Source organism: Saccharomonospora saliphila YIM 90502, from assembly GCF_000383795.1.
Classification (GTDB): domain Bacteria; phylum Actinomycetota; class Actinomycetes; order Mycobacteriales; family Pseudonocardiaceae; genus Saccharomonospora; species Saccharomonospora saliphila.
In genome coordinates this window covers 1-1,084 of sequence record NZ_KB912645.1, presented here as the reverse complement: position 1 = coordinate 1,084, position 1,084 = coordinate 1, and the positions used below count along the sequence as shown (strand labels likewise).

Sequence of the window (1,084 nt, the reverse complement as noted above, 5' to 3'; positions counted from 1 at the left end):
CGCTGACGTCGGTCGTCGCCGGCCGGGTCCGCCCCCACGCGCCCGGGCGGGGAGCGATGACTCCGCTCGCCGGAACGCTACCCGTCCCGGGTGGGCAGGGAAGCGCTCCGGGCGTCGCCGTCGAGCGCCGCCCGCACATGGGAAAGCTCGGTGGGCCACCCGTCCCGGATGGACCGCCAGGCCGCCCGCAGCGACACCTCGCTCGCGAGCACGAGCACGGGCCCCTCGCCCCAGCGGGAGGCGACGACCGTGCCGACCTTGTCCGCCTCGTGCGGCAGGGGCGCGCCGCCCGGCAGGAAGTCGATGGTGAGGGAGTCCATGCCGCTGTCGGTCAGATCGTCGGTGACACCTCGCATGGCGGCGCGGTAGCCGCGCAGTCCGCTGCGCGCGTGCGGTTCGTCGGGGAACCGGCAGTCCGGGTACGCGGTGTTGTAGTCCTCGACCGACTCGAAACGTTCTGGTGTCACGTCGGCGAATCCTACCCTGACGTAAGGGCTGGTTTTCGGGGTGTCCTCGGTGTCGTCGCAGGTCGTCGGTCCCATGTGGACTCTCTGCGGCCAAGATCACGGAGCGGTACGGTGATCAGGTCGGCGCCGAGGAAGTGAGGGTCAACGCGTGGGTGAGCACATGCGCATCGGTGAGGTGTCCGCCCGCACCGGGCTGTCGCTGCGCACCATCCGCTACTACGAGGAGGTCGGCCTGGTCGCGCCCAGCACCCGCACGCAGGGCGGCTTCCGCCTCTACACTCAGCCCGACGTCGACCGCATCACCCTCGTCCAGCGCATGAAGCCCCTGGGTTTCTCGCTCGAGGAAATGCACGAGCTGCTCGAACTGCTCCAGCCCGCACGCGACGCCGACGGGAATCCGTCCACGTTGGGCGAGCGGGAACTACGCAGACTGCGCGAGTTCACCGAGGCGGCCGAGCGACGTTGCGCCGAACTCCGGGCCACCCTGGACACGGCGCAGGCATTCGCCGCGATGCTGCGTGAGGTGCTCGACCGCCACACCGCACGGCCGTGAGCGCCGGTCGCGACGCGCAGGGCCGCGCCGCCTCACGCGAGCTGGGAGGCCAGCTCCTCCAGCG

Annotated in this window: 2 protein-coding genes; one reads left to right on the top strand and one right to left on the bottom strand. The window is 71.3% G+C overall.

All coding sequences use genetic code 11. The annotated features are described in order from the left end of the window. Window positions 1-77 precede the first annotated feature (77 nt). The gene (locus SACSA_RS0108035) at window positions 78-467 is read right to left on the bottom strand and encodes a hypothetical protein (protein ID WP_048876563.1); all 390 of its coding nucleotides are present in this window, start codon (window positions 465-467) and stop codon (window positions 78-80) included. 148 nt (window positions 468-615) lie between these two features. On the opposite strand from SACSA_RS0108035, the gene SACSA_RS0108030 reads away from it, so the two are divergent. Beyond that, window positions 616-1,020 (top strand): MerR family transcriptional regulator, encoded by a 405-nt coding sequence (locus SACSA_RS0108030; protein WP_019814898.1) that lies wholly within the window; start codon window positions 616-618, stop codon window positions 1,018-1,020. Window positions 1,021-1,084: the final 64 nt, after the last annotated feature.